The sequence below is a fragment of the Kitasatospora terrestris genome (genome assembly GCF_039542905.1).
Classification (GTDB): Bacteria; Actinomycetota; Actinomycetes; order Streptomycetales; family Streptomycetaceae; genus Kitasatospora; species Kitasatospora terrestris.
In genome coordinates this window covers 7,427,910-7,448,705 of the sequence record NZ_BAABIS010000001.1, presented here as the reverse complement: position 1 = coordinate 7,448,705, position 20,796 = coordinate 7,427,910, and the positions used below count along the sequence as shown (strand labels likewise).

Annotated in this window: 18 protein-coding genes; 4 read left to right on the top strand and 14 right to left on the bottom strand. The window is 74.7% G+C overall.

What is annotated here, in order from left to right; translation table 11 throughout:
- Nucleotides 1–20: 20 nt before the first annotated feature.
- From ABEB06_RS34090 to ABEB06_RS34080, 3 genes are all read right to left on the bottom strand, one after another.
- The gene (locus ABEB06_RS34090; RefSeq protein WP_345700783.1) at nt 21–1,619 is read right to left on the bottom strand and encodes an acyl-CoA carboxylase subunit beta; all 1,599 of its coding nucleotides are present in this window, start codon (nt 1,617–1,619) and stop codon (nt 21–23) included.
- Nucleotides 1,616–3,385: an acyclic terpene utilization AtuA family protein gene (locus ABEB06_RS34085; protein WP_425559827.1), complete on the bottom strand. Its 1,770-nt coding sequence runs from the start codon at nt 3,383–3,385 to the stop codon at nt 1,616–1,618. The genes ABEB06_RS34090 and ABEB06_RS34085 overlap by 4 nt, the downstream gene beginning before the upstream one ends.
- 82 nt (nt 3,386–3,467) lie before the next feature.
- Nucleotides 3,468–4,436, bottom strand: coding sequence for a LysR family transcriptional regulator (locus ABEB06_RS34080; protein WP_345700781.1), 969 nt, complete (start codon nt 4,434–4,436; stop codon nt 3,468–3,470).
- Nucleotides 4,437–4,591: 155 nt separating this feature from the next.
- Between ABEB06_RS34080 and ABEB06_RS34075 the strand changes: the two genes are divergently transcribed.
- Nucleotides 4,592–4,885, top strand: a complete 294-nt coding sequence (locus ABEB06_RS34075) for a DUF1330 domain-containing protein (protein WP_345700780.1) — start codon at nt 4,592–4,594, stop codon at nt 4,883–4,885.
- A 47-nt stretch (nt 4,886–4,932) separates the two neighbouring features.
- Here the strand turns inward: ABEB06_RS34075 and ABEB06_RS34070 are convergent, their stop codons facing one another.
- The 6 genes from ABEB06_RS34070 to ABEB06_RS34045 form a co-directional block, all read right to left on the bottom strand.
- A complete protein-coding gene (locus ABEB06_RS34070; protein ID WP_345700779.1) occupies nt 4,933–5,712 on the bottom strand; it encodes a class I SAM-dependent methyltransferase in 780 nt (259 codons plus the stop codon).
- A 51-nt stretch (nt 5,713–5,763) separates the two neighbouring features.
- Nucleotides 5,764–6,741, bottom strand: coding sequence for a HEAT repeat domain-containing protein (locus ABEB06_RS34065; protein WP_345700778.1), 978 nt, complete (start codon nt 6,739–6,741; stop codon nt 5,764–5,766).
- Nucleotides 6,742–6,819: 78 nt separating this feature from the next.
- Nucleotides 6,820–8,268 carry an argininosuccinate synthase gene (argG, locus tag ABEB06_RS34060; RefSeq protein WP_345700777.1) on the bottom strand — a complete coding sequence of 483 codons (1,449 nt, stop codon included), beginning with the start codon at nt 8,266–8,268 and terminating at the stop codon, nt 6,820–6,822.
- 390 nt (nt 8,269–8,658) lie between these two features.
- Entirely contained in the window at nt 8,659–9,621 is a 963-nt protein-coding gene (locus tag ABEB06_RS34055; RefSeq protein WP_345700776.1) for a phosphatase PAP2 family protein, read from the bottom strand.
- An 89-nt stretch (nt 9,622–9,710) separates the two neighbouring features.
- Complete coding sequence (locus tag ABEB06_RS34050) at nt 9,711–10,478, bottom strand: GntR family transcriptional regulator (RefSeq protein WP_345700775.1); 768 nt, start codon at nt 10,476–10,478, stop codon at nt 9,711–9,713.
- Between the two features lie 61 nt (nt 10,479–10,539).
- Entirely contained in the window at nt 10,540–11,313 is a 774-nt protein-coding gene (locus tag ABEB06_RS34045; protein WP_345700774.1) for an AraC family transcriptional regulator, read from the bottom strand.
- A 54-nt stretch (nt 11,314–11,367) separates the two neighbouring features.
- On the opposite strand from ABEB06_RS34045, the gene ABEB06_RS34040 reads away from it, so the two are divergent.
- The 3 genes from ABEB06_RS34040 to ABEB06_RS34030 all read left to right on the top strand — a co-directional run bounded on the left by ABEB06_RS34040 (nt 11,368) and on the right by ABEB06_RS34030 (nt 15,613).
- Complete coding sequence (locus ABEB06_RS34040) at nt 11,368–12,567, top strand: MFS transporter (RefSeq protein ID WP_345700773.1); 1,200 nt, start codon at nt 11,368–11,370, stop codon at nt 12,565–12,567.
- A gap of 117 nt (nt 12,568–12,684) precedes the next feature.
- On the top strand, nt 12,685–14,202 hold the full coding sequence (locus ABEB06_RS34035) for an alkaline phosphatase family protein (RefSeq protein WP_345700772.1): 1,518 nt from the start codon (nt 12,685–12,687) through the stop codon (nt 14,200–14,202).
- Nucleotides 14,203–14,386: 184 nt separating this feature from the next.
- Nucleotides 14,387–15,613, top strand: a complete 1,227-nt coding sequence (locus tag ABEB06_RS34030) for an MFS transporter (protein ID WP_345700771.1) — start codon at nt 14,387–14,389, stop codon at nt 15,611–15,613.
- A gap of 288 nt (nt 15,614–15,901) precedes the next feature.
- Here ABEB06_RS34030 and ABEB06_RS34025 read toward each other — a convergent pair whose 3' ends face one another.
- The 5 genes from ABEB06_RS34025 to ABEB06_RS34005 form a co-directional block, all read right to left on the bottom strand.
- Entirely contained in the window at nt 15,902–17,275 is a 1,374-nt protein-coding gene (locus tag ABEB06_RS34025; RefSeq protein WP_345700770.1) for an NAD(P)/FAD-dependent oxidoreductase, read from the bottom strand.
- A 108-nt stretch (nt 17,276–17,383) separates the two neighbouring features.
- Nucleotides 17,384–17,530 (bottom strand): hypothetical protein, encoded by a 147-nt coding sequence (locus ABEB06_RS34020; RefSeq protein ID WP_345700769.1) that lies wholly within the window; start codon nt 17,528–17,530, stop codon nt 17,384–17,386.
- A 281-nt stretch (nt 17,531–17,811) separates the two neighbouring features.
- Nucleotides 17,812–18,699: a hypothetical protein gene (locus tag ABEB06_RS34015; protein ID WP_345700768.1), complete on the bottom strand. Its 888-nt coding sequence runs from the start codon at nt 18,697–18,699 to the stop codon at nt 17,812–17,814.
- A gap of 130 nt (nt 18,700–18,829) precedes the next feature.
- A complete protein-coding gene (locus tag ABEB06_RS34010) occupies nt 18,830–19,723 on the bottom strand; it encodes a Gfo/Idh/MocA family protein (RefSeq protein WP_345702080.1) in 894 nt (297 codons plus the stop codon).
- 128 nt (nt 19,724–19,851) lie between these two features.
- Nucleotides 19,852–20,793, bottom strand: a complete 942-nt coding sequence (locus tag ABEB06_RS34005; RefSeq protein ID WP_345700767.1) for a LysR family transcriptional regulator — start codon at nt 20,791–20,793, stop codon at nt 19,852–19,854.
- Between the last annotated feature and the right edge of the window lie 3 nt (nt 20,794–20,796).

Here is a 20,796-nt window from a genome sequence, read left to right as displayed (position 1 = left end):
CGGCGTCGTCGCTCGCGTCGTCACATCCGGAAGACGCCGTAGCCGCGCGCGCCCTCCACCGGGGCGCTGTGGATCGCGGACAGGCACAGGCCCAGCACCGTGCGGGTGTCCCGGGGGTCGATCACCCCGTCGTCGTACAGCCGGCCGGAGAGGAAGACCGGCAGCGACTCGGCCTCGATCTGCTGCTCGACCATGGCGCGGATCGCCGCGTCCGCGTCCTCGTCGTACGGCTGCCCCTTCGCCGCCGCCGACTGCCGGGCCACGATCGACAGCACCCCGGCGAGCTGCTGCGGGCCCATCACGGCCGACTTGGCGCTCGGCCAGGCGAACAGGAACCGCGGGTCGTACGCCCGGCCGCACATGCCGTAGTGCCCGGCGCCGTAGGAGGCCCCCATCAGCACCGAGACGTGCGGGACGCGGCTGTTCGCCACCGCGTTGATCATCATCGCGCCGTGCTTGATGATGCCGCCCTGCTCGTACGCCTGCCCGACCATGTAGCCGGTGGTGTTGTGCAGGAAGAGCAGCGGGACGTCCCGCTGGTTGGCGAGCTGGATGAACTGGGCGGCCTTCTGCGACTCCTCGCTGAACAGCACGCCCTGGGCGTTCGCCAGGATGCCCACCGGGTAGCCGTGGACCGAGGCCCAGCCGGTCGCCAGGCTCGTGCCGTACAGCGGCTTGAACTCGTCGAAGTCCGAGCCGTCGACCACCCGGGCGATCACCTCGCGCGGGTCGAACGGGACCTTCAGGTCACCGGGGACGACGCCGAGCAGCTCGTCCTCGTCGTACTTCGGGGTGAGCGGCGAACGCTCGGGCTCGGGGCCGGACTTGCGCCAGTTCAGCCGGCGGACGATCCGGCGGGCCAGGCGGCAGGCGTCCGGCTCGTCCAGCGCGAAGTGGTCGGCCAGCCCGGAGGTGCGGGCGTGCATCTCGGCGCCGCCCAACTCCTCGTCGTCCGCGTCCTCGCCGGTCGCCATCTTCACCAGGGGCGGCCCGCCGAGGAAGACCTTGGCCCGCTCCTTGACCATCACCGTGTGGTCGGACATGCCCGGCACGTACGCGCCGCCCGCCGTCGAGTTGCCGAACACCACGGCCACGGTGGGGATTCCGGCCGCGGAGAGCCGGGTCAGGTCGCGGAACAGCGCGCCGCCCGGGATGAAGATCTCCTTCTGGCTGGGCAGGTCCGCGCCGCCCGACTCCACCAGGTTGACCAGCGGCAGCCGGTTGCGCAGTGCGATCTCGTTGGCCCGCAGCGCCTTGCGCAGCGTCCACGGGTTGCTGGCGCCGCCGCGGACCGTCGGGTCGTTGGCGGTGATCACGCACTCGGTGCCCTCGATCACCCCGATCCCGGTGACCAGCGCGGCGCCCACCGGGTAGTCGCTGCCCCACGCCGCCAGCGGGGAGAGCTCCAGGAACGGCGAGTCCGGGTCGATCAGCAGCTCGATCCGTTCGCGCGGCAGCAGCTTGCCCCGCTTGCGGTGGCGCTCCACGTACTTGGGGCCGCCGCCGGCCAGCGCCTTGGCGTGCTCGGCGTCCAGCTCGGTCAGCCGCTCCAGCATCGCGGCGCGGTTGGCCGCGTACTCGGGCGCGGCGGTGTCCAGTCGGGTGGGCAGCACGGTCACAGCAGCACCTCCGGGATGTCCAGGTGGCGGGAGCGCAGCCACTCCCCCAGCGCCTTGGCCTGCGGGTCGAAACGGGCCTGCGCGGCGACGCCCTCGCCGAGCAGGCCGGCGACGGTGAAGTTCACCGCGCGGAGGTTCGGGAGCAGATGGCGTTCGATGTCCAAGTCGGCGGTCTCCGGGAGGAGTCGGCGGAGCAGGTCGGTGGTCAGGGTGTGCGCGAGCCAGCGCCACGCCTCGTCGGTCCGCACCCAGACGCCGAGGTTGGCGTCGCCGCCCTTGTCGCCGCTGCGCGCCCCGGCGACCGCGCCGAGCGGGCCCCGACGGGTGGCCGACTCGGGCAGCGGGGGCGGGAGTTCGGGGTGCGGGTGGTGCCCGCGCCCGGCGGGGTCGCCGGCGGCCGACCGCGGTTCGGCTGCCGACGGCGGGGCGACGGTCGACGGCGGGGCGACGGGCAGCCGCGTGCCGTCGGGCAGGACGGCGGTGTGCTCGACGTCCTTCTGGTCGACGTACACCGCCTCGAACACGCCGTACGGGCTGCCCGGCCCGGGCGGTGCGGTGAGGTGGAAGCCCGGGTAGCCGGCCAGGGCGAGCTCCACGGCGGCGGCGGAGAGCGCGCGGCCGACCCGGCGCTCCTCCGGGTCGCGGACGGTCAGCCGCAGCAGGGCGGCGGCCGTCTCCTCGGTGTCGGCGTCCGGGTGGTCGGTGCGGGCGAGGCTCCAGCGGACCTCGGCCGGTGGGTCGGCGGCGATCGCATCGTTGATCTGTCGCTTCGTCAACTCGGCTTTGGCGTCGATGTCCAGGCCGGTGAGGACGAACACCACCTCGTTGCGGTAACCGGCCAGCCGGTTCAGGCCGACCTTGAGCGCGGGCGGCGGTGCCTCGCCGCGCACCCCGTCGATCCGGACCCGGTCCGGGCCCTCCTCGGTCAGCCGGGCGGTGTCCAGCCGGGCGGTGACGTCCGGGTTGAGGTAGCGCGGACCGGCGGTCTCGTACAGGAGCTGGGCGGTCACGGTGCCGGTGGTGACGGCGCCGCCGGTGCCCGGGTGCTTGGTGATCACGCTGCTGCCGTCCGCGTGCAGCTCCGCGATCGGGAAGCCCGGCCGGAGGACGTCGTGCTCACGGAAGAACGCGTAGTTGCCGCCGGTCGCCTGCGCCCCGCACTCCAGCACGTGGCCCGCCACCACCGCCCCGGCGAGCGCGTCGAGGTCGTTCGGGCCCCAGCCGAAGTGCGCGATCCCCGGGCCGACCACCAGCGCCGCGTCGGTGACCCGGCCGGTGACCACCACGTCCGCCCCGGCCCGCAGGCACGCCGCGATGCCCTGGGCACCGAGGTAGGCGTTGGCCGCGAGCAGACCCGGCCCGGTGGGCGGGAGTTCGGCGCGTCGGGGCAGCAGGTCGTCGCCGGCGACGTGCGCGACCCGGGCCGCCAGGCCCTGCCGGTCCGCGAGCTCGCGCAGCGCGGCGGCCAGGCCGGCGGGGTTCAGGCCGCCCGCGTTGACGACGATCCGCACCCCGCGGTCCAGCGCCAGCGCGAGGCACTCCTCGGCCTGCCGCAGGAAGGTCTTCGCATAGCCGAGCCGCGGGTCCTTCAACCGGTCCCGGGCCAGGATCAGCATGGTCAACTCGGCCAGGTAGTCGCCGGTCAGGACGTCCAGCGGCCCACCGGTCAGCATCTCCCGGAACGCCCCGAACCGGTCCCCGTAGAACCCGGACGCATTGCCGATCCGCAACACCGCGCGCCTCCCCTTCGACCGCCTTCGAGGCAGCAGCCTGGCAGCGCACGGGAAACAAATCAAGCATGCATGCTTGTTTTTCTCCCGGACGATCGCCCGCCTCCCGAAGCCGGCCTCACCGTCCGTCCGCGGGTGATCCGGCGGATGCGCTGCCGACCCGCCAAGGGCCGTGGCCGGTGGGTCGGTCCGGCAGCCAGTGCAGCTCGTGTGCCAGGGCCTTGGCGACGGCACGGACACGGCGGTGCAGTGGCGACTGCTCGCTCGGGAGGACCAGGTGGTACGTCAGGCTGGGCGCGCCCCGCAGCGGTCGCCAGGTGAGACCGGCCGGCTGCGCCGTGGCCGCGGCTTCTCCGGCCGGGGCGAGGGTGACCCCGTCGCGCAGGTCGCGCTGGGACATGTCGAAGGAGACTGCGGGCGTGTGGAATCGGGGGTGCGGTCGGACGTCCCGGAACAGCGCGGACAGCTGGTCGTGGACCACGGGGTTGGCCGCGCGGTCCGGAAGTCGCAGCGGATACCCGGCCGCCTCGGCGATCTCGATCTCCGGGTGGTCGGCCAGCGGATGGTGCTGCGCCAGCTGGACCCCGATGCGCGCACGGCGCAGCAGGAACCGGCGCACGCCGCGGCCCGGCTGTTCACCGCGGGTGATCCCGGCATCGATGCGGCCGTCGGCGACCGCGGCGGAGATCTCCGGTGTCGCCATCGGGGCCGCGCCGACCTCGAGTCCGCGGTTGCCGCGCATCAGCCTGTCCACCAGGGCGGGTGCCGTCTCGGCCCCGGCGCTGAGGCTGTGTCCGATGCGCAGCGCGACCGGTCCACCGGCCGCCGCGCTCCGGGCCGCGTCCCACGCCCGGTCGAGCGCCGCCAGCGCGGGCGGCGCGGACTCCGCCAGAGCCGCACCGGCCGTGGTCAACGCGACGGTGCGCGTGTTGCGGACCAGCAGGGCCGTACCGAGTTCCGCCTCCAATCGGCGCATCCGGGCGCTGAGTGCGGGCTGTGCGACACCGATCCGGGCGGCCGCGCGGGTGAAGTTCAACTCCTGTGCCAGCACCAGGAAGTACCGCAGGCTCACCGTATCCGGCGCCACACGCCCTCCCCGCCGATTGATAACGATCCGTTCTGAGCCTATCCCGGACCGGTCTTTCCCCCGGCCGCACATCGAGCCCTAACCTGCGCATGCCGGGATCGATCCGAGTGCCGGTCCGAGGCCGGACGTGTCCGGCCGAACACGGGAGGTTTCCCATGGCCAAGGGCTACTGGGCGAGTGTCTACCCCGCCGCTTCCGACCCGGAGGGGCTGGCTGCCTACAGCAGGCTGGCGGGTCCGGCTGTCCGGGCCGCGGGCGGGCGGACCCTCTCCCGTGACGGTCGAGTCGTCGCCCACGAGGCCGGAACCACCCAACGCGTCGTCCTGATCGAGTTCGACAGCTTCGAACAGGCCGTCGCGGCGTACGAGAGCGAGGCGTACCAGGAGGCGCTGGTGGCCCTCCCCGACGGCTTCGAGCGCGACTTCCGCATCGTCGAAGGCGTCGACTGACCGGCCGACCCGCGCCGGCGGAACGCGGACGGGGGCGGCCGAGGGGGTCAGAGCCGGCGGAGCCGGAGGACGGCGGTGCGCATCGGCAGGGTGAACCCGCCGACGGCGGTCTCCGGGCGGCTCGCGAGGTAGCCGCGGATCCGGTCGAGCGCGGCCTCCCGATCGGCGTCCGGCATGACGAGCATGCCGGCGCGGGTCGCGAGGGTGGCGGCGAGGGAGTCGGCGGTGCGCGGCTGGCCGTGCGCGAACTCGGCCCGCTCCGGGGAGCCGAAGCGGACGTCGGCGCCGACCTCGGGGAGGTGCATGCCGGCCGTGGCGGCGCGCCACTCGGCGGGCGTGTCGCGCGGGCCGATGGCGGCGGTGCCGGCGATCCGGGCGAGCCCGGCGACCCACTCCACGTCGTCGTCCAGCACGTTCCACAGGCCCGCCAGGACACCGCCCGGCGCGAGCACCCGGGCGATCTCGGGCCCGGCGAGCGCCATGTCGAACCAGTGCATGGCGTTGCCGGCCAGGACCGCGTCGACGGATCCGTCGGGCAGCGGGACGCTCTCCGCGCTCCCCGGCAGGGCACGGACGCCCGGCAGCCCGCCCCGCAGTTCGGCGAGCATCGCCGGATCGGGCTCGACCGCGACGACCTCCGCTCCCGCGGCGAGCAGGGTGGCGGTCAGCTTGCCGGTGCCCGCGCCGAGGTCGAGGACGCGCGGGCCGGGCGCGGGTTCGAGGGCCCAGCGCACCGCGGCCCGCGCGTAGTCCGGGCGGTGCTCCGCGTACGCAACCGCCGCGCCGCCGAAGGACGATGCGTGCCGTGACCGTTCGCCGTGGTCCATCCGGTCACGCTAGCCGCGACAGCGGGCCCGGACAAGCAAGCGGACGGCCGGTCAGCTCCTCGGGAGGCCGACGTCGACCAGTCCGGCGGCCCGGTCCGGGTCCTGCTCGGCGCGGGCGAGCAGGGCTTCGACGTCCCAGGCGAGGTCGTCGGGAAGGCTGAGGGTGAGGCCCTGGTCGAAGCGGTCCACGGTGAGCCCGATGTCCAGGTCGGGGCGGATCCGGTCGAGGGTGGTGAGCAGTTGCCAGGCGGCGGCCAGGAGCTGCTCCTGGACGGACGGGTCGCAGGCGCGGAGGGCCTCGGTGACGCCGGGGTCGGCGGGGTCGTACTGCCGCAGCGCGGGCAGGAGTTCGGGGGCGCCGAGGATCCGGGCGGCGGTGAAGGTGAGGACGTGCGCCCCGTCCTCGTCCCGCAGCAGCTCGGCGAGGAGCGGGACGGCGTCCGGGTCGCGGCGGCGGGCCAGGCCGCGGACGGCCTCCTCGCGGGTCTCCCGGTGCGGGTCGGTGAGGCGGCCGCGGAGGGCCGCACGGACGGCCGGGCCGTCCACCGGGAGCTGGAAGCCGAGGGTGAAGGCGGCCCAGTTGCGGACGTCCGGCACCTCGTCCCCGGTCAGGGCGGTCAGCGCGGCGACGACCGGTTCGACGGGCGGGCAGGTGCCGAGCGCGACGGCGGTCTCCTGGCGGACGCCGGCGTCCGGGTGGGCGGCGAGGGCGCAGAGGACGGAGGTGGCGCGCGCGTCCTCGGTGCGGCCCAGGGCGCGGGCCAGGTCGGCCAGCACCTCCGGGTCGGACTCGCCGGCGGCCGCGGCGAGCAGGGCGGCCGACGCGGCCGTGCGCAGCCCGGGGTGCAGGTCGGCGGTGCGGCCGAGGAGGTCGCAGCCGGTGGCGCGCTCGCCGGTGTCGGCGGAGGCGGTCAGGGCGATCGCCAGGGGCAGGGCGGCCTCGCCGTCGTCGGCGGCCTCCTGGAGCAGTGCGTCGCGGTCACCCGGTGGGGAGGTGAGGGCCCGTTGGACGAGCTGCGCGGTGTTCATGGCGCCATTCTGCCCCGGGACGGCGGACGGCCCCGCCGACCGGGTGGGTGGTCGGCGGGGCCGTCGGTGCGCGGGGCGTCAGTCGGTGCCGAGCTCCATGGCGGCGCGGTCGAGGGCCTGGCCCTCCTCGCCGGTGGCGGTGCCGGCCGCGATGGCCTCGGCGCCGCCCTGCGGCATGGCGCCGATCAGGCCGGTCGCGGCGGCCTGGGCCGCGCCCTGCAGGGCGTCCCGGGTGTCGCCGAAGATGCCCAGGCCCGCGTACTGCTCGAGCTTGGCCCGGGAGTCGGCGATGTCGAGGTTGCGCATGGTCAGCTGGCCGATCCGGTCGACCGGGCCGAAGGCGGCGTCCTCGGTGCGCTCCATGGAGAGCTTGTCCGGGTGGTAGCTGAACGCCGGGCCGGTGGTGTCCATGATCGAGTAGTCCTCGCCGCGACGCAGGCGCAGCGTCACCTCGCCGGTGACGGCGGAGCCGACCCAGCGCTGCAGGGACTCGCGGATCATCAGCGCCTGCGGGTCCAGCCAGCGGCCCTCGTACATCAGGCGGCCGAGGCGGCGGCCCTCGTTGTGGTACTGGGCGACGGTGTCCTCGTTGTGGATCGCGTTGACCAGGCGCTCGTAGGCGGCGAACAGCAGCGCCATGCCGGGCGCCTCGTAGATGCCGCGGCTCTTGGCCTCGATGATCCGGTTCTCGATCTGGTCGGACATGCCGAGGCCGTGCCGGCCGCCGATCGCGTTGGCCTCCATGACCAGGTCGACCGGGGTGGCGAACTCGCGGCCGTTGATGGTCACCGGACGGCCCTGGCGGAAGCCGATGGTGACGTCCTCGGCGGCGATCTCGACCGACGGGTCCCAGAAGCGGACGCCCATGATCGGGTCGACGATCTCGACGCCGTTGTCCAGGTGCTCCAGGGTCTTCGCCTCGTGGGTGGCGCCCCAGATGTTGGCGTCGGTGGAGTACGCCTTCTCGGTGCTGTCGCGGTAGGGGAGGTCGTGGGCGAGCAGCCACTCCGACATCTCCTTGCGGCCGCCGAGCTCGGTGACGAAGTCGGCGTCCAGCCACGGCTTGTAGATCCGCAGGTGCGGGTTGGCCAGCAGGCCGTAGCGGTAGAACCGCTCGATGTCGTTGCCCTTGAAGGTCGAGCCGTCGCCCCAGATCTGGACGTCGTCCTCGAGCATCGCGCGGACCAGCAGCGTGCCGGTCACCGCGCGGCCGAGCGGCGTGGTGTTGAAGTACGCGCGCCCGCCGGAGCGGATGTGGAACGCGCCGCAGGTCAGCGCCGCCAGGCCCTCCTCGACCAACGCCGCACGGCAGTCGACCAGCCGCGCGACCTCGGCGCCGTACGCCAGCGCGCGGCCGGGCACCGAGTCGATGTCGGGCTCGTCGTACTGGCCGATGTTGGCGGTGTAGGTGCAGGGGACGGCACCCTTGTCGCGCATCCAGGCGACCGCGACGGAGGTGTCGAGTCCGCCGGAGAAGGCGATGCCGACGCGCTCGCCGGTGGGCAGGGAGGTGAGAACCTTGGACATGGGAAAAGTATGCATCATGCAGCATGCCCATGCAACGCCCGCCCGCCCGACGTCCGACAGGCGGACGGCCGGACCCCGGCCGCAGGACGGACGTACGGCGAGGATACCGACCGGCGGCGGAGGGAATGACGGCATGACGATCACCGCGACACCCCCGCGACCGGAGGCCGGTGCGCCGCTGCGCCAGGCGCGTTGCTGCTGGGACTGGCCGAGCAGCTCGACGTGCCGGTGCGGGAGCGGAACTCGCTGCTGCTCGCCGCCCAGGAGCCGTACCCGGCGCTGGTGGTGGGCGGCACGTACCAGGTGGCCCCGGCCGGGGCCTTTCGCGGCTGCCCGGCCGGGGACGGCTCCACCGTGCCGCCGAGGGCACGGGGTCGATTACCTGTCAGGTCATGCTCCGACCGCCCCGCCGGTCCCCCCGCCGACCGCTCGGCGCGTGCGGGCCCGGCGGGCCCGCCACCGGCGCAGCGCCCAGCAGAGCACCGCGGCGTACAGCCAGCCCGCGAGGATGTCGATGACGAAGTGTTCGGCGCCGTAGACCAGGGTGAACGCCATGGCGAGCGGGTACGCGGCGAGCAGCACGCGGACCGGGCGGGTGGCGGTCGGCCAGAAGAACACGGCCAGCATCATCGGGTACGCGGAGTGCAGCGAGGGCATCGCGGCGACGTCGTTGGCGAAGCGGCTGCCGTTCTCGAAGACCGAGCCGGCCCGGGGCAGTCCGCTGACGTCGAGGACGGCGGAGACGATCCGGGTGAGCTCGGGCAGGTGGCCCTCGGCGGAGGTGAGCCACGGCGGGTCGGCCGGGTAGAGCACGTAGGTGGCGAAGCCGGCGAAGGTGACCGCGAGGTAGAGCGCGAGCAGCGCCTTGAAGCGGTCGCGGCGGCGCCGCCACAGGACGGCGAGCAGCACGAAGACCGCGAAGAAGTGCGACATGTAGACGACGACCGCGGCGTAGTCGTACCAGTGCGGGCTGCCGGGGGTCCACAGCCAGTGCTGCAGGCGCACCGTCCAGGTCTCGCCGCCGCCGACGAAGGTGTCGAAGGCGAGCTGGGGCGCCCAGTGCGGGGCCCACGGGGTGTGGGCGCCGTAGCCGCGCAGCAGCGAGTACGTCCAGACGGCCGCCATCACCGGGATCCAGTCGCGCAGCACGCTCAGCCAGCCGGTGCGGCCGCCGCTGTGCACGGAGCCGGCGACCAGGGCGGCGATCAGCCAGCAGAACACCACGTCGTTCTGGTACGGCAGGCCGTAGGTGTTCAGGTACCAGAGCAGTGCGAGGGCGAAGAGCGGCCAGGCCAGCAGGCGGGGGCTCGGGCGCGGTCGGGTGCGCCGCGCCGGGCGGGTCAGGTCGATCATGTCCGCAAGCTAGCAACGCGACCTGGGAACCTTCCTTACGCGACTCACCTGCGGACTCAGTGAATTCTCAGACGTGCCGGTCATCCCGCTCAGTGGGCGGTGGGCGCGCCGAGGTCGAGGGTGAAGCTGAACCGGTCGCCCCGGTAGAGCGTCCGGACCTGCTCGAACGGGGCGCCGGCGGCGTCCCGGCTGCGGCGGTGCAGCAGCAGCATCGGCAGCGCGGGCGGGGTGCCGATCAGCAGCGCCTCGCGCGGGGTGGCGAGCACGGTCTCGATCCGCTCGTGGGCGCCGCCGAGCTCCAGGCCCTGGGCGCGCAGGTAGGCGTAGAAGGAGCCGGCCGGGTCGAAGTCGCCGTCCAGCCGGGGCACCCGGGCGACGGCCACGTAGGTGCTCTCCAGGCCGACCCGCTCCTCGTCGGCGTACAGCACCCGCTCCAGGTGCCAGACCGGCTCGTCCTCCTCGACGCCGAGCGCCCCGGCCAGGCCGGGGTCGGCGGGCAGCCGGTCCAGGGCGACCAGGGTGCGGCCGGGGCGCAGGCCCTGGCGGGTGACGCCCTCGGTGTAGCTGGCCAGCGAGAGCGGCTGTTCGATCTTGGCTCCGGCGACCACGGTGCCGCGGCCCAGGCGGCGCAGCCGGCCCTCCAGCAGCAGGTCGCGCAGGGCTTGGCGCAGGGTCGCCCGGGCCACCCCGTAGCGGGCCGACAGCTCGATCTCGGTGGGCAGCCGGCCGCCGGGGCCGAGCTCGCCGAGCAGGTCCTCCAGCTGCGTCTTGACCAGGTAGTACTTGGGGACGCGGCCGTGCTCGGGAACGCCGGAGCGGGCCGGGGCGACGGGTGGCCGGGGGCTGCCGTGGTTCACCGCGCCACCCTATTTCGAGACCCGCGGAGCGGGGAAGCCGCGCCGGCCCGACCGGTCCGGACTACGCCTGCTGGTGGCGTCCGGGGGTGGTGCCGAAGGCGTGCCGGAAGGCCTCGATGAAGGCGCTGGGTGACCGGAAGCCGCAGGCGGCCGCGGTCGCGGTGACGGAGCGGCCCTCGGCGAGCAGCACCAGGGCGTGCTGGAGCCGCAGCTGGGTGCGCCACTGCGGGAAGCCCAGTCCGAGGTCGCGGCGGAACAGTCGGCTGAGGGTGCGTTCGGCGGCGCCGACGGCCCGTCCGAGCTCGGCCAGCGACCGGTCGTCGGCGGGGTCCGCGGTCAGCAGCGCCGCGACGTCCCGCAGCCGCGGGTCCTCGGGCTGCGGAAGTCCCAGCGGGAGTTCGGGGGCGTGCACGAGCTGGTCCAGCGCCGCCTGCTCCAGGGTCCTGGCCGGGCGCCCGGCGGGGGCGTCGGGTCCGGTGAGGTGGGCGATGATCTCGCGCAGCAGCGGGGTGACGGCCAGCACGGCGGGCGAGGTCAGGCGCAGCGGATTGGTCCCGGCGGGGAACACCAGGCACCTCAACTCGCTCGGCCCGTGCGCCTGCTGGGCGTGCGGCACACCTGCGGGCAGCCACACCGACCGGTGCGGCGGCACCACCCACTGCCCGTGCGGCGTGCTCACCCGCAGCACGCCCCGGCCCGGGCTGATCAGCTGGTTGACGTCGTGCCAGTGCCAGTCGATCCGTTCGCGGTCCGCCAGCGGGCGGCGGCTGGGGGCGACCTCTTCGAGGTGCGCCGCCCCCGGGTCGGCCTCGGCGGATTGGCGGGTGGGCGACATGGGTTGGCAGAGTACCGGAAGCCCGCACGGGGATGCGGCGGCCAGGCTGGTCCCATGACGAGCGAAACGGCCGGCGTCTGGCGCCGGATGCGGATGTGGGGCGCGGCGCACGCCGTGGACGACCTGTACCAGGGCCTGGTGCCCGCCGTGGTCCCGTACTTCGTCCTCGAGCGCGGCTACGGGTACGTGGCGGCGGGCGGGCTGACGCTGGCGGCGACGCTGGGCAGCGCGGTTCCGCAGCCCCTGGTCGGACTGCTGGTGGACCGCCGGCCGCTGCCCTGGCTGTCCGCCGCGGGCCTCGCCCTGGCCGGGGTCGGCGCGGGGCTGAGCGGACTCGCCGACGGGTACCCGCTGGTGTGGCTGCTGGTGCTGCTCTCCGGCCTCGGCGTGGCGCTCTTCCACCCGGCCGCCGGGCGGGCCGCCCGGGAGGCCGCCGGGGACTCGGCCGGCGCGATGAGCGTGTTCGCGGCGGGCGGCAGCGTCGGGTTCTTCCTCGCACCGGTCCTCGCCACCCCGCTGCTGGCGGGCTGGGGCGTGCGGGCCACCGCGGTCTTCGTGCTGCCGGCCCTGCTGATGGCGGCCGTGCTGTTCCGCGCCCGGCACCGGACCCACGCGCACGCCGACGGAGGGGCGCGGCGCACCGGGAAGGACCGGTGGGGCCCGTTCGCGGTGCTGACCGGCGTGGAGGTCGTCCGCTCGGTGGTGTTCTTCGGCGTCAGCACCTTCATCGAGCTGTACTGGCTCCGGCACCTGCACGCCTCCCACCTGCTCGCGGGCGCGGCCCTCACCTGCTTCCTGCTCGGCGGCGTCGCCGGGACCCTCGGCGGCGGCCGGCTCGCCGACCGGATCGGCATGGTCCGGACCGCCCGGTGGGGCACCGCCCTCACCGTCCCGGCGCTGGTGCTGCTGCGGGTGGCGCCGGGCCAGTGGGCGCCGCTGCTGTTCGCGGTGGTGGCCGGCGCGATGCTCAACCTGCCGTTCGCCGTCCTGGTCAAGCTCGGCCAGGACTACCTGCCCACCCGCCCCGGCACGGCGGCCGGCGTGACCCTCGGGCTGGCCGTCAGCGTCGGCGGTCTGGTCGCCCCGCTGTTCGGGCTGCTCGCCCAGCAGTACGGGCCGCAGGGCGTCCTGACCCTGCTTCCGGCGGTGCCGCTGCTGGGCGTCGCGCTCGGCGCGTTCATGGTCGAACCGGGCCGCTGGGCGGCGCCGACCCAACCCGAAGAAGATAACGAATCGGTAACCGGTCTGGTCTGAATTTCGGAAGTTGTTCACTCAACCGTGGACTCGGAGTGGGGGCGGCCTCGCCCGGGCCGCCCATTCTCGGTGCCGGTGCAAGCCGCACCGCGACGTTCACTCCTCCAGGGAGCCCCCGTGCGCATCGCCCGTCCCGTCCGCACCGCACTCGCCGCCGCCGCCGTCACCGCCACCCTGCTGCCGGCCGTCGCCGGCACCCCCGCGTCCGCCGCCACCGGCCCGTACAACGGCCTGCCGAACGGCACCAAGTCGGCGAAGACGCTGGTCATCGGCATCGACGGCACCCGCTACGACAAGCTGCTCACCGCCGACGCGCCCAACGTCAAGGCGCTGATGGCCGGCGGCATGACCGCCACCAGCAACCTGTACGCCAACCCGCTGGCGCCCACCCTGTCCGGCCCGGGCTGGTCCACCATCGGCACCGGCGTGTGGCCCGACAAGCACAAGGTGGTGGACAACACCTTCGCCGGCGCGCGCTTCGACCTCTACCCGGACTTCGCCGGCCGCCTGGAGAGCGCCGACCCGGCCACCTCCACCCTGGTCATCGGCTCCTGGAACCCGATCACCGCCAACGTCTTCAACGGCAGCGCGGACGTGCGGATCGCCGAGAGCGAGAACGACGTCAAGACCGCCTCCGACGCCGCCGACTACCTCGCCCACGGCAACCCGGACGCCACCTTCCTGCACTTCGACGAGGTCGACGAGGCCGGCCACAACTACGGCGGCGCGTCCACCCAGTACCTGGCCGCCATCCACTCCGTCGACGGCCTGGTCGGCCAGGTGGTCAACGCCGTCAAGTCCCGTCCCACGTACGCCTCCGAGGACTGGACGATCCTGGTCACCACCGACCACGGCCACACCGACGCGGGCGGTCACGGCGGCAACTCCGCCAACGAGCGGCAGACCTTCGTGGTCGCCAACGGCGCCGGCTACGCCGCCGGTTCGACCCGCAAGGACGTCAAGCCCGTCGACATCGCGCCGACCGTCCTCAAGCACGAGGGCGCCGCGATCGACCCGGCCTGGGGCCTGGACGGCAAGCCGATCGACGAGATCACCCCGGACGCCTTCGACGCGCTCCGCCCCAGCCTGCAGTCCCGGGTCGACGAGACCGGCATCGCCACCACGGTCAAGGGCTTCACCCACACCCCGCCCACCGGGTGGACCGTCGACAACTCCCGGATGCCCAGCGGCGGCGTCACCGAGTGGCGCGGCTGGGCCTTCGCCACCGACGAGTTCTGGACCGCCGCGCAGCTCGGCCAGTCCCGCGAGACCAACGTCCGCGCCCGCAACGTCTTCGCCGTCGCCGACTCCGACGAGTGGGACGACAAGGCGCACGGCACCGGCCAGTTCGACTCGACCCTGATCAGCCCCAAGTACGCCGTCTCCGGCGCCGGTTCGGGCGTGCTGTCGTTCGCCGGCAACTACAAGGTGGACGGCCCGCAGACCGGCGACGTGTACGTGGTCTTCGACAACGGCACCCCGCAGCCGGTCAAGTCCTACCGCAGCGACCTGAACTCCTTCGAGAAGCTGCCGGTCACCATCCCGGCCGGCACCTCCACCGTCCAGTTCCAGTTCCGCTACACCGGCACCAACAGCGCCTTCTGGACCGTCGACCAGGTCGCCTTCACCTCCTGACCGCGAGCCGGATCCTGCCCGGCCGGTGGCGCCACCGGCCGGGCAGGGGCTAGGGTCGGCGCCATGTTCCTCGTCCGCGACTAGAGACGCGCACCGCGACCGCACCCGCCACCGGCGGTGCGGTCCTCCGCCGTCCCTGTCCACCGGCGCGCCGTCCGCGCGCCGTTCTTTTCGAGGAACTCCCGTGTCCTATCGCGCAGTTCTGCGTGCCCCCGGCGTGCGCCGGGTCTTCGTCGCCGCCATGGTCGGGCGGCTCTCCTACGGCACCGTCCCGCTCTCGCTGATGCTCGCCGTCTCGGGCGGCGGGGCCTACGCCCGCGCCGGGCTGGTGATGGCCGCCTTCGCCACCTCCTCGGTCCTCCTCACCCCCGTGCGGGCCGGCCTGGTCGACCGGTACGGCGCGCGGCGGGTGCTGCCGCCGATGGCGGCCGGGTACGCGCTGGTGCTGTGCGCCTTCGCGGCGGCCACCTGGCAGGGCGGCACGCCGGCCGCCGTCCTGTTCGCACTCGCCGTCGCGGCGGGCGTGTCCGCCCCGCCGCTCGGGCCGGTCACCCGCGCGCTGTGGAGCCACCTGCTCGGCGACGGGCCGCTCCGGCAGCGGGCCTACAGTCTGGACACCGTCTGCGAGGAACTCCTCTACGTCGGTGGCCCGTTGCTCGCCGGCCTGCTGGCCGCCACCGTCCGGCCCCAGTACGGGCTGCTGCTGAGTGCCGTCCTGGTGCTCGGCGGAACGGCCGCCCTCGCCGCGTCCGTCCGGGGCGGCGTCGCCGAACCGCGCGACACCCCGCGCCCGCGCGGCGGCGGTCTCGCGCTGCTGGCGCGGACCCGGCAGCCGCTCGCCGTGGCGGCGGGCGCCGGCGCCGGGCTCGGTGCGTTCGGCCTGCTGGTCGTGGTCTTCGCCGGGCACCACGGGCAGGCGGCCGACGCCGCCTGGGTCGAGGCCGCCCTGGCCGCGGGCAGCGCGGTCGGCGGGCTGACGCTCGGCGCGGTCGACTGGCGCGCGCCGGCGACGACCCGGCTCACCGTGCTCACCCTGACCCTGGCGGGGGCGCTCGCCCTCGCCGCGGCGGCGGCGAACGTCCCGCTGCTCGCCCTGTGCGCCGCGCTCGCCGGCCTGTCCGTCGCCCCCACGCTGACCACCGCCTACCTGGTCACCGACGGGCTGGCCGGCCCCGACCGGCGGACCCAGGCCGGGGCCTGGGTCAACGCGGCCTTCAACGCCGGCGGTTCGATCGGCACCGCCGCCATCGGCCTGGCCGCCGACCGGCTCCCGGCGGCACTCTGCTTCCTCCTCGCGGCGGCACCCGTCCTCGCCGCCCTCACCGCCACCACCCGCCCGGCCGGGCGGGAACGGCCGGCGCCGGCGGACCATCAGTCGGCGGCGGTCCCGTTCGGGGTGGAGGTGAAGTAGCCGAGCGGCCCCACGGCGGGTGCGGTGCCGGGCGACTGCCCGGGTTCCGGGGCGCTCCCGAACCGCGAGGACCGAGGCGGCAGCCGTCCGGCGGGAACCGCGCGGGTGCCACCGGCGGGCTGACGGGCGGTTCCCCGGGTTCCGGTGCGGAGCGGAGCGGCCCCACGGCGGGTGCGGTGCCGGGCGGCTGCCCGGGATCCGGGGCGCTCCCGAACCGCGAGGACCGAGGCGGCAGCCGCCCGGCGGGAACCGCGCGGGTGGCGCCGACGGGCCGCTCCGTCCGGCCGGTCAGGCTGCCGGGCGGAGCGGTGGCGCGGCGGGGTGCTCGGGTGCGGGCGGGGGCGGGAGCTGGGGGCGGCGGCGCAGGACGCTGCGCAGGACGGACGGGGCGAACAGCGCCTGCGGCGGCTGCCGCAGGTTGGCGACGCCGAGGAAGGCGGCGGCCACGGCGGGATCGTCGGCGGCCGCGCGGTGCAGCCGGGCGATGTAGCCGTTCAGGAAGCGGACCCGGGCGGTGCGGCGGCCCTGGACGGACGGGAAGCGGAGGTCGCCGCCGACGGACATGTCCCACGGGACGTCGGTGATCTTCGCGGCATGGCGGAAGAACCGGCGGGCGAGCCCGGGGCCCGGGTCGGCCGTGAGGCAGTCGCGCAGGGCGGCGGCCTCGCGGGCGGCGACCGTCATGCCCTGGCCGTAGCTGGGGTTGAACTGGCAGAGCGCGTCGCCGATCACCAGGTAGCCCTCGGGGAAGCGGGTCAGCCGCTCGTACCGGCGCCGGATGGAGACCGGGATCCGCATCCGGCGGGGCGGGCCGAGGGGCTCCAGGCGCTGCAGCAGCTCGTGCAGGTCGGGCGCGGGCAGGGTGCGGGCGAACTCGAGGTAGCCGTCCGGGTCGCCGGCCGGGTGGTTGCCGCCGAGGCCGAAGAGGGTGACCAGCCAGCGGTCGCCCTCGGCGCGCAGGGCGACGCCGCCGCGCGGGTTGCTGCCCTGGGCGCCGATGATGACGGCGTCGGCGTCCAGGTCGCCGGGGACGTGCCGGTACTCGCGGGAGGAGTAGACGAGTCCGGAGTCGATCCGCTCCTCGGGGGCAGGTCCGTAGCCGAGGCCGGCCAGCCAGGTCTCCCCGCGGTTGCCGCGCCCGGTGGCGTCCACGAACAGGTCGCTGGGCAGCAGTTCGGGTTCGGCGTTGACGCGCAGCAGGCGGACGGCGGTGACCGGCCCGCCGGGGCGTTCGGCGACGGGTTCGAGGACCTCGCAGTGCTGGCGGATCTCGACGCCCGGCAGCGCGGCGACCCGGGTGCGCAGGTAGTGTTCGAGGGCCGGGCGGCTGATCAGCAGGCAGGGCAGGTCGGAGCTGCCGGCGGCCATCCGGTGGCCGTCGTTGATCCAGCGGACGTCGGCCTGGGCGTCGCGGACCATCGCGCCGCGGGCGAGCAGGTCCTCGCGCAGCCCGGGGAAGAGGTCCTCCAGGATCTCGAATCCCTTGGCGAGCAGTCCGTGGGCGTGGTGGCTCTGCGGGACGCCCCGGCGGGCGCCGGCCTCGTCGGGCAGGGTGTCGCGTTCGATGATGCTGACGGTCCGGTAGGTGTCGCTGAGTACCCGCGCGGTGAGCAGTCCGGCGATTCCCGCTCCGGCGACGACGGCGTGGTCGTGTCCTGCCATGGTGTCTCCCTCGATCCGTCGACCTCCCGTCGACGGATTAAGCATGACGTCCGCGAGTAAGCATCCGATTGACGCCGGAAAAACGCAGGTCAGGCGTGGGCCCGGCGCTCAGGTGGGCAGGTGCCGGGCGGGGCTGGGCGCGATGGCGCGCGGCTGCTCGACGGTGAGGACCGGCGTGGGCCGGCTCGCGGGCCCGCGCGGACCGGCGCTGTTGTGGGCGAGGGCCACCACCCGCAGGCCGTCGGGGCGCAGCACGTCGACCACCCGGCGGCCGGGTTGCGGCCCACCTGGCTCTCCACGATCCGGGTGCCGTCCGGCAGGGTGCGAGCGCCGGCGTAGACCTGGGCGGCGGAGCCCGCCGTGAGTTCCAGGAACCCCGCGTCACCGTGCTCCGCCTCGCCCCGTGCCCGGGCCCGTCCCGTACGCCCGCTCCCCCTCGGCTGCGGCGGCCCCTGCGGGCCGCTCCCATCGGAAGGAGGTACCGGCGGGGGCCGGACGTTACAGCGGGGTTCGCGTTTTCTTCGCGGAGGGACGGGTCAGCTGAAGTTCAGGGTGCGGTCCGCGGTGATCCCGAGGGCCTTCAACCACTGCTGGCAGTTCTCGCAGGGCATCCGCTTGACCCAGAACCGGCCGGTGCTGCCGTGGACGGTGCGGGCGTCCATCGCGGCGATCCGGCCGTCCTTGAAGGTGGCCCGCGTCCCGCACAGCGCCTCGTACGCCGCGTCCGCGGTGGCGAAGCCGTTCTGGTACACCCACTGGTCGAGGGCGTAGGCCTCCGCGCAGCCGGTGGCGCTCCAGTCCTCCATCCTGGTGACCCGCGGGCGGATCAGGTCGTAGGTGACGTGGAGCAGGCCGCCGCCGCTGTTGGCGCCGGTGTACGCCCGTCCGCCGAGCACCAGGACGGCCTTCACCCGTGCCTCCCTCCCCTTCGGGGCGGGCCGTCCGAGGCGCTTGGTGAGCTCCTCGGCCAGGATGTCGGCGTTGCTCTTCTTGCCGGCCGCCTTCGGCGCGGCGGCCCGCGGTGCGGTGGCGTCCTTGGTCAGCAGGAGGCGGCGCAGCCGGTCGGCCAGGTCCTTGAAGGAGGCCCACTCCCCGGCGGTGAGCTTCCAGGCGGCCCACGCCTCGTAGGCGTCCAGCCCGGCCTGCGCCTCGTGGCCGGTGGTGAGGTCCTGGAGGTACCGGCAGACCATCCTCAGGTCGTAGGCCTGGTCGCCCGGGGTGCGGCCGTCCAGGGTCTGCCCGTCGTCCAGCTGCCGGATCGCCCGCCTGGCGATGCCGGCGACGGCCGCCAGCGCGGCCAGCGCCTCGGCGTCGTCGTCGGGTGCGGCGCCCTGGTCGCGCAGCCAGTCCTTCTCGACCTGCGTCAGGCCGGTGAGCACCGTCTCCAGGTGCGCGGGCGGGACGTCATTGGTCTCGTGCAGCATCGGAATTCGTTCCTTCCGCCGGTGGCAGCTCCGGTCGGCGACGCTACCCGCGCCACCCGGCCGCCACCGGCGGAAGTCCTGAACTCGCCCACGTCGATCGGGCATTGTGGCCGATCGCCGCCCCCTCGGCTCAGCCGGCGGCGATCCGCTCGACCACCGTCTCGCACAACTCGTGGGTGGCCAGGGCGTCGTGGGCGTCCAGCACCTTGCCGTGCCGCACCGCGTCCAGGAAGTGCAGCACCACCTGCTCGATGCCGCGCTGGCGGGCGACCGGCACCCAGTCGCCGCGGCGGCGCAGCGAGGGCTGGCCGTGGTGGTCGACCACCTCGGCGAGGTTGTGCACCTCGCGCTTGGCGTTGCCGCCGGAGACCTCCAGCACCTCCTCGGTGGAGCCGGAGACGCGGTTCATGATGCCGAGCGCGGTGAAGCCGTGACCGGCCAGGGTGAGCACCAGGTGCTCGACCAGGCCGTCGCGCACCCGGGAGCGGACGTCGACGTGCTCGATCTCGCCGGGGGCGAGGAAGCGCAGGGTGTCGACGACGTGGATGAAGTCGTCGTACACCAGGGTGCGGGCGGCCTCCGGCAGCCCCTCGCGGTGCTTCTGCAGGACGATCAGGTCGCGCGGCCGTTCCTGGGCGAGCAGGTAGCCGGGCGCGTAGCGGCGGTTGAAGCCGACCAGCAGCGACCGGCCGGTGGTGTCGGCGAGCTCGACCAGCCGCCGGGCGCCCGCCAGGTCGTACGCCAGCGGCTTGTCCACGTACACGTCGACGCCGGCCCGCAGCAGCTGTTCGACGATCGGCACGTGCTGGTCGGTGGCGGCGTGCACGAAGGCGGCCCGGATGCCGCTGTCGATCACCGCGCCGAGGTCGGTGTAGCGGTGCGGGATGCGGTACGCGTCGCCGATGCGCTCGACCTTGGCCCGGTCGCGGGTCATCAGCCGCAGATCCAGGCCGGGTTGGGCGGTGAGGACCGGGAGGTACGCCTTCTGGGCGATGTCGCCGAGTCCGATCACCGCCACCGGGATGGTCGCGCCGTCGAGGTCGAGAGAGTGGTCGCTCATCGCTTGCGCTCCTGCCGAGGGTGGGGTGGCGGCCGGGTGCCGTCACCCGACCCGCGCCGCCTGGAGCATATGCCAGAACCCTCGCTGAGCAGTCAGGATGTCGTGAGATCGGCCGATTCGGTTCGGTCCAGCCCGGCGGCGGCGCCGGCCAGCGCGTCCAGGACCGGGCGGATCAGGGGGTGCTGCTCGGCTCCGCTGCGCACCGCCGCGAACACCTTGCGGGTGGCCAGTTCGCTGTCCACCGGACGCACCGCCACCCCCGCCAGGTCGCTCCCGCGCAGTGCCGAGCGGGGCACCAGCGCGACCCCGGCCCCCGCCGAGGCGAGCGCGACGACCGCCCGGAAGTCGTCCGAGGAGTGCACCAGGCGCGGCTGGAAACCGGCGTGCTCGCAGGCGAGCAGCACCACGTCGTGGCAGGGGTTGCCCGGGTAGGGTCCGATCCAGGGTTCGGCGGCCAGGTCGGCGACCGCGAGCGGCGCTTCGGTGCCGGCCAGCGGGTGGGTCAGCGGCAGCACCGCCTGGAAGGGCTCCGCGTACAGCGGCAGCCGGGTCAGCCGGCGGTCGTCCGCGCGCGGCGCGCCCCGGTACTCGACGGCGACCGCCAGGTCCGCCTGGCCGTCCAGCAGCATCGGCAGGCTGGCGTCGCCCTCGGCGTCCAGCACCTTGAGCCGCACCCCGGGCGCGGACTCCGCGAGCGCGGCGATGGCGGGGGCCAGCACCAGGGCGATGCCGGTGGCGAAGGCCGCCACGGTGACCTCGCCGGCGGCGCCCGCGCTGTACGCCGCGAGGTCGGCCTCGGCGCGCTCCAGCTGGGCGAGCACCGCGTCCGCGTGGCCGAGCAGGATCTCCCCCGCCGCGGTCAGCCGCACCCCGCGGCCGTCCCGCAGCAGCAGGCTGTGCCCGGTCTCCTGCTCCAGCGCGGCCAGCTGCTGCGACACCGCCGAGGGCGTCAGGTACAGCGCCGCGGCGGCGGCCGTCACGGTCCGGTGGTCGGCCACGGCCCGCAGGGTCCGCAGCCGTCGTGCGTCGATCACGCG

Excerpts from the sequence above, each read along its gene's own strand:
- ABEB06_RS34075 (WP_345700780.1), top strand. The coding sequence starts at position 4,592 with ATGGCCAAGGGCTACTGGGCGAGTGTCTACCCCGCCGCTTCCGACCCG.
- ABEB06_RS34070 (WP_345700779.1), bottom strand. The coding sequence starts at position 5,712 with ATGGACCACGGCGAACGGTCACGGCACGCATCGTCCTTCGGCGGCGCG.
- ABEB06_RS34065 (WP_345700778.1), bottom strand. The coding sequence starts at position 6,741 with ATGAACACCGCGCAGCTCGTCCAACGGGCCCTCACCTCCCCACCGGGT.
- argG (WP_345700777.1), bottom strand. The coding sequence starts at position 8,268 with ATGTCCAAGGTTCTCACCTCCCTGCCCACCGGCGAGCGCGTCGGCATC.
- ABEB06_RS34055 (WP_345700776.1), bottom strand. The coding sequence starts at position 9,621 with ATGATCGACCTGACCCGCCCGGCGCGGCGCACCCGACCGCGCCCGAGC.
- ABEB06_RS34045 (WP_345700774.1), bottom strand. The coding sequence starts at position 11,313 with ATGTCGCCCACCCGCCAATCCGCCGAGGCCGACCCGGGGGCGGCGCAC.
- ABEB06_RS34040 (WP_345700773.1), top strand. The coding sequence starts at position 11,368 with ATGACGAGCGAAACGGCCGGCGTCTGGCGCCGGATGCGGATGTGGGGC.
- ABEB06_RS34025 (WP_345700770.1), bottom strand. The coding sequence starts at position 17,275 with ATGGCAGGACACGACCACGCCGTCGTCGCCGGAGCGGGAATCGCCGGA.
- ABEB06_RS34015 (WP_345700768.1), bottom strand. The coding sequence starts at position 18,699 with ATGCTGCACGAGACCAATGACGTCCCGCCCGCGCACCTGGAGACGGTG.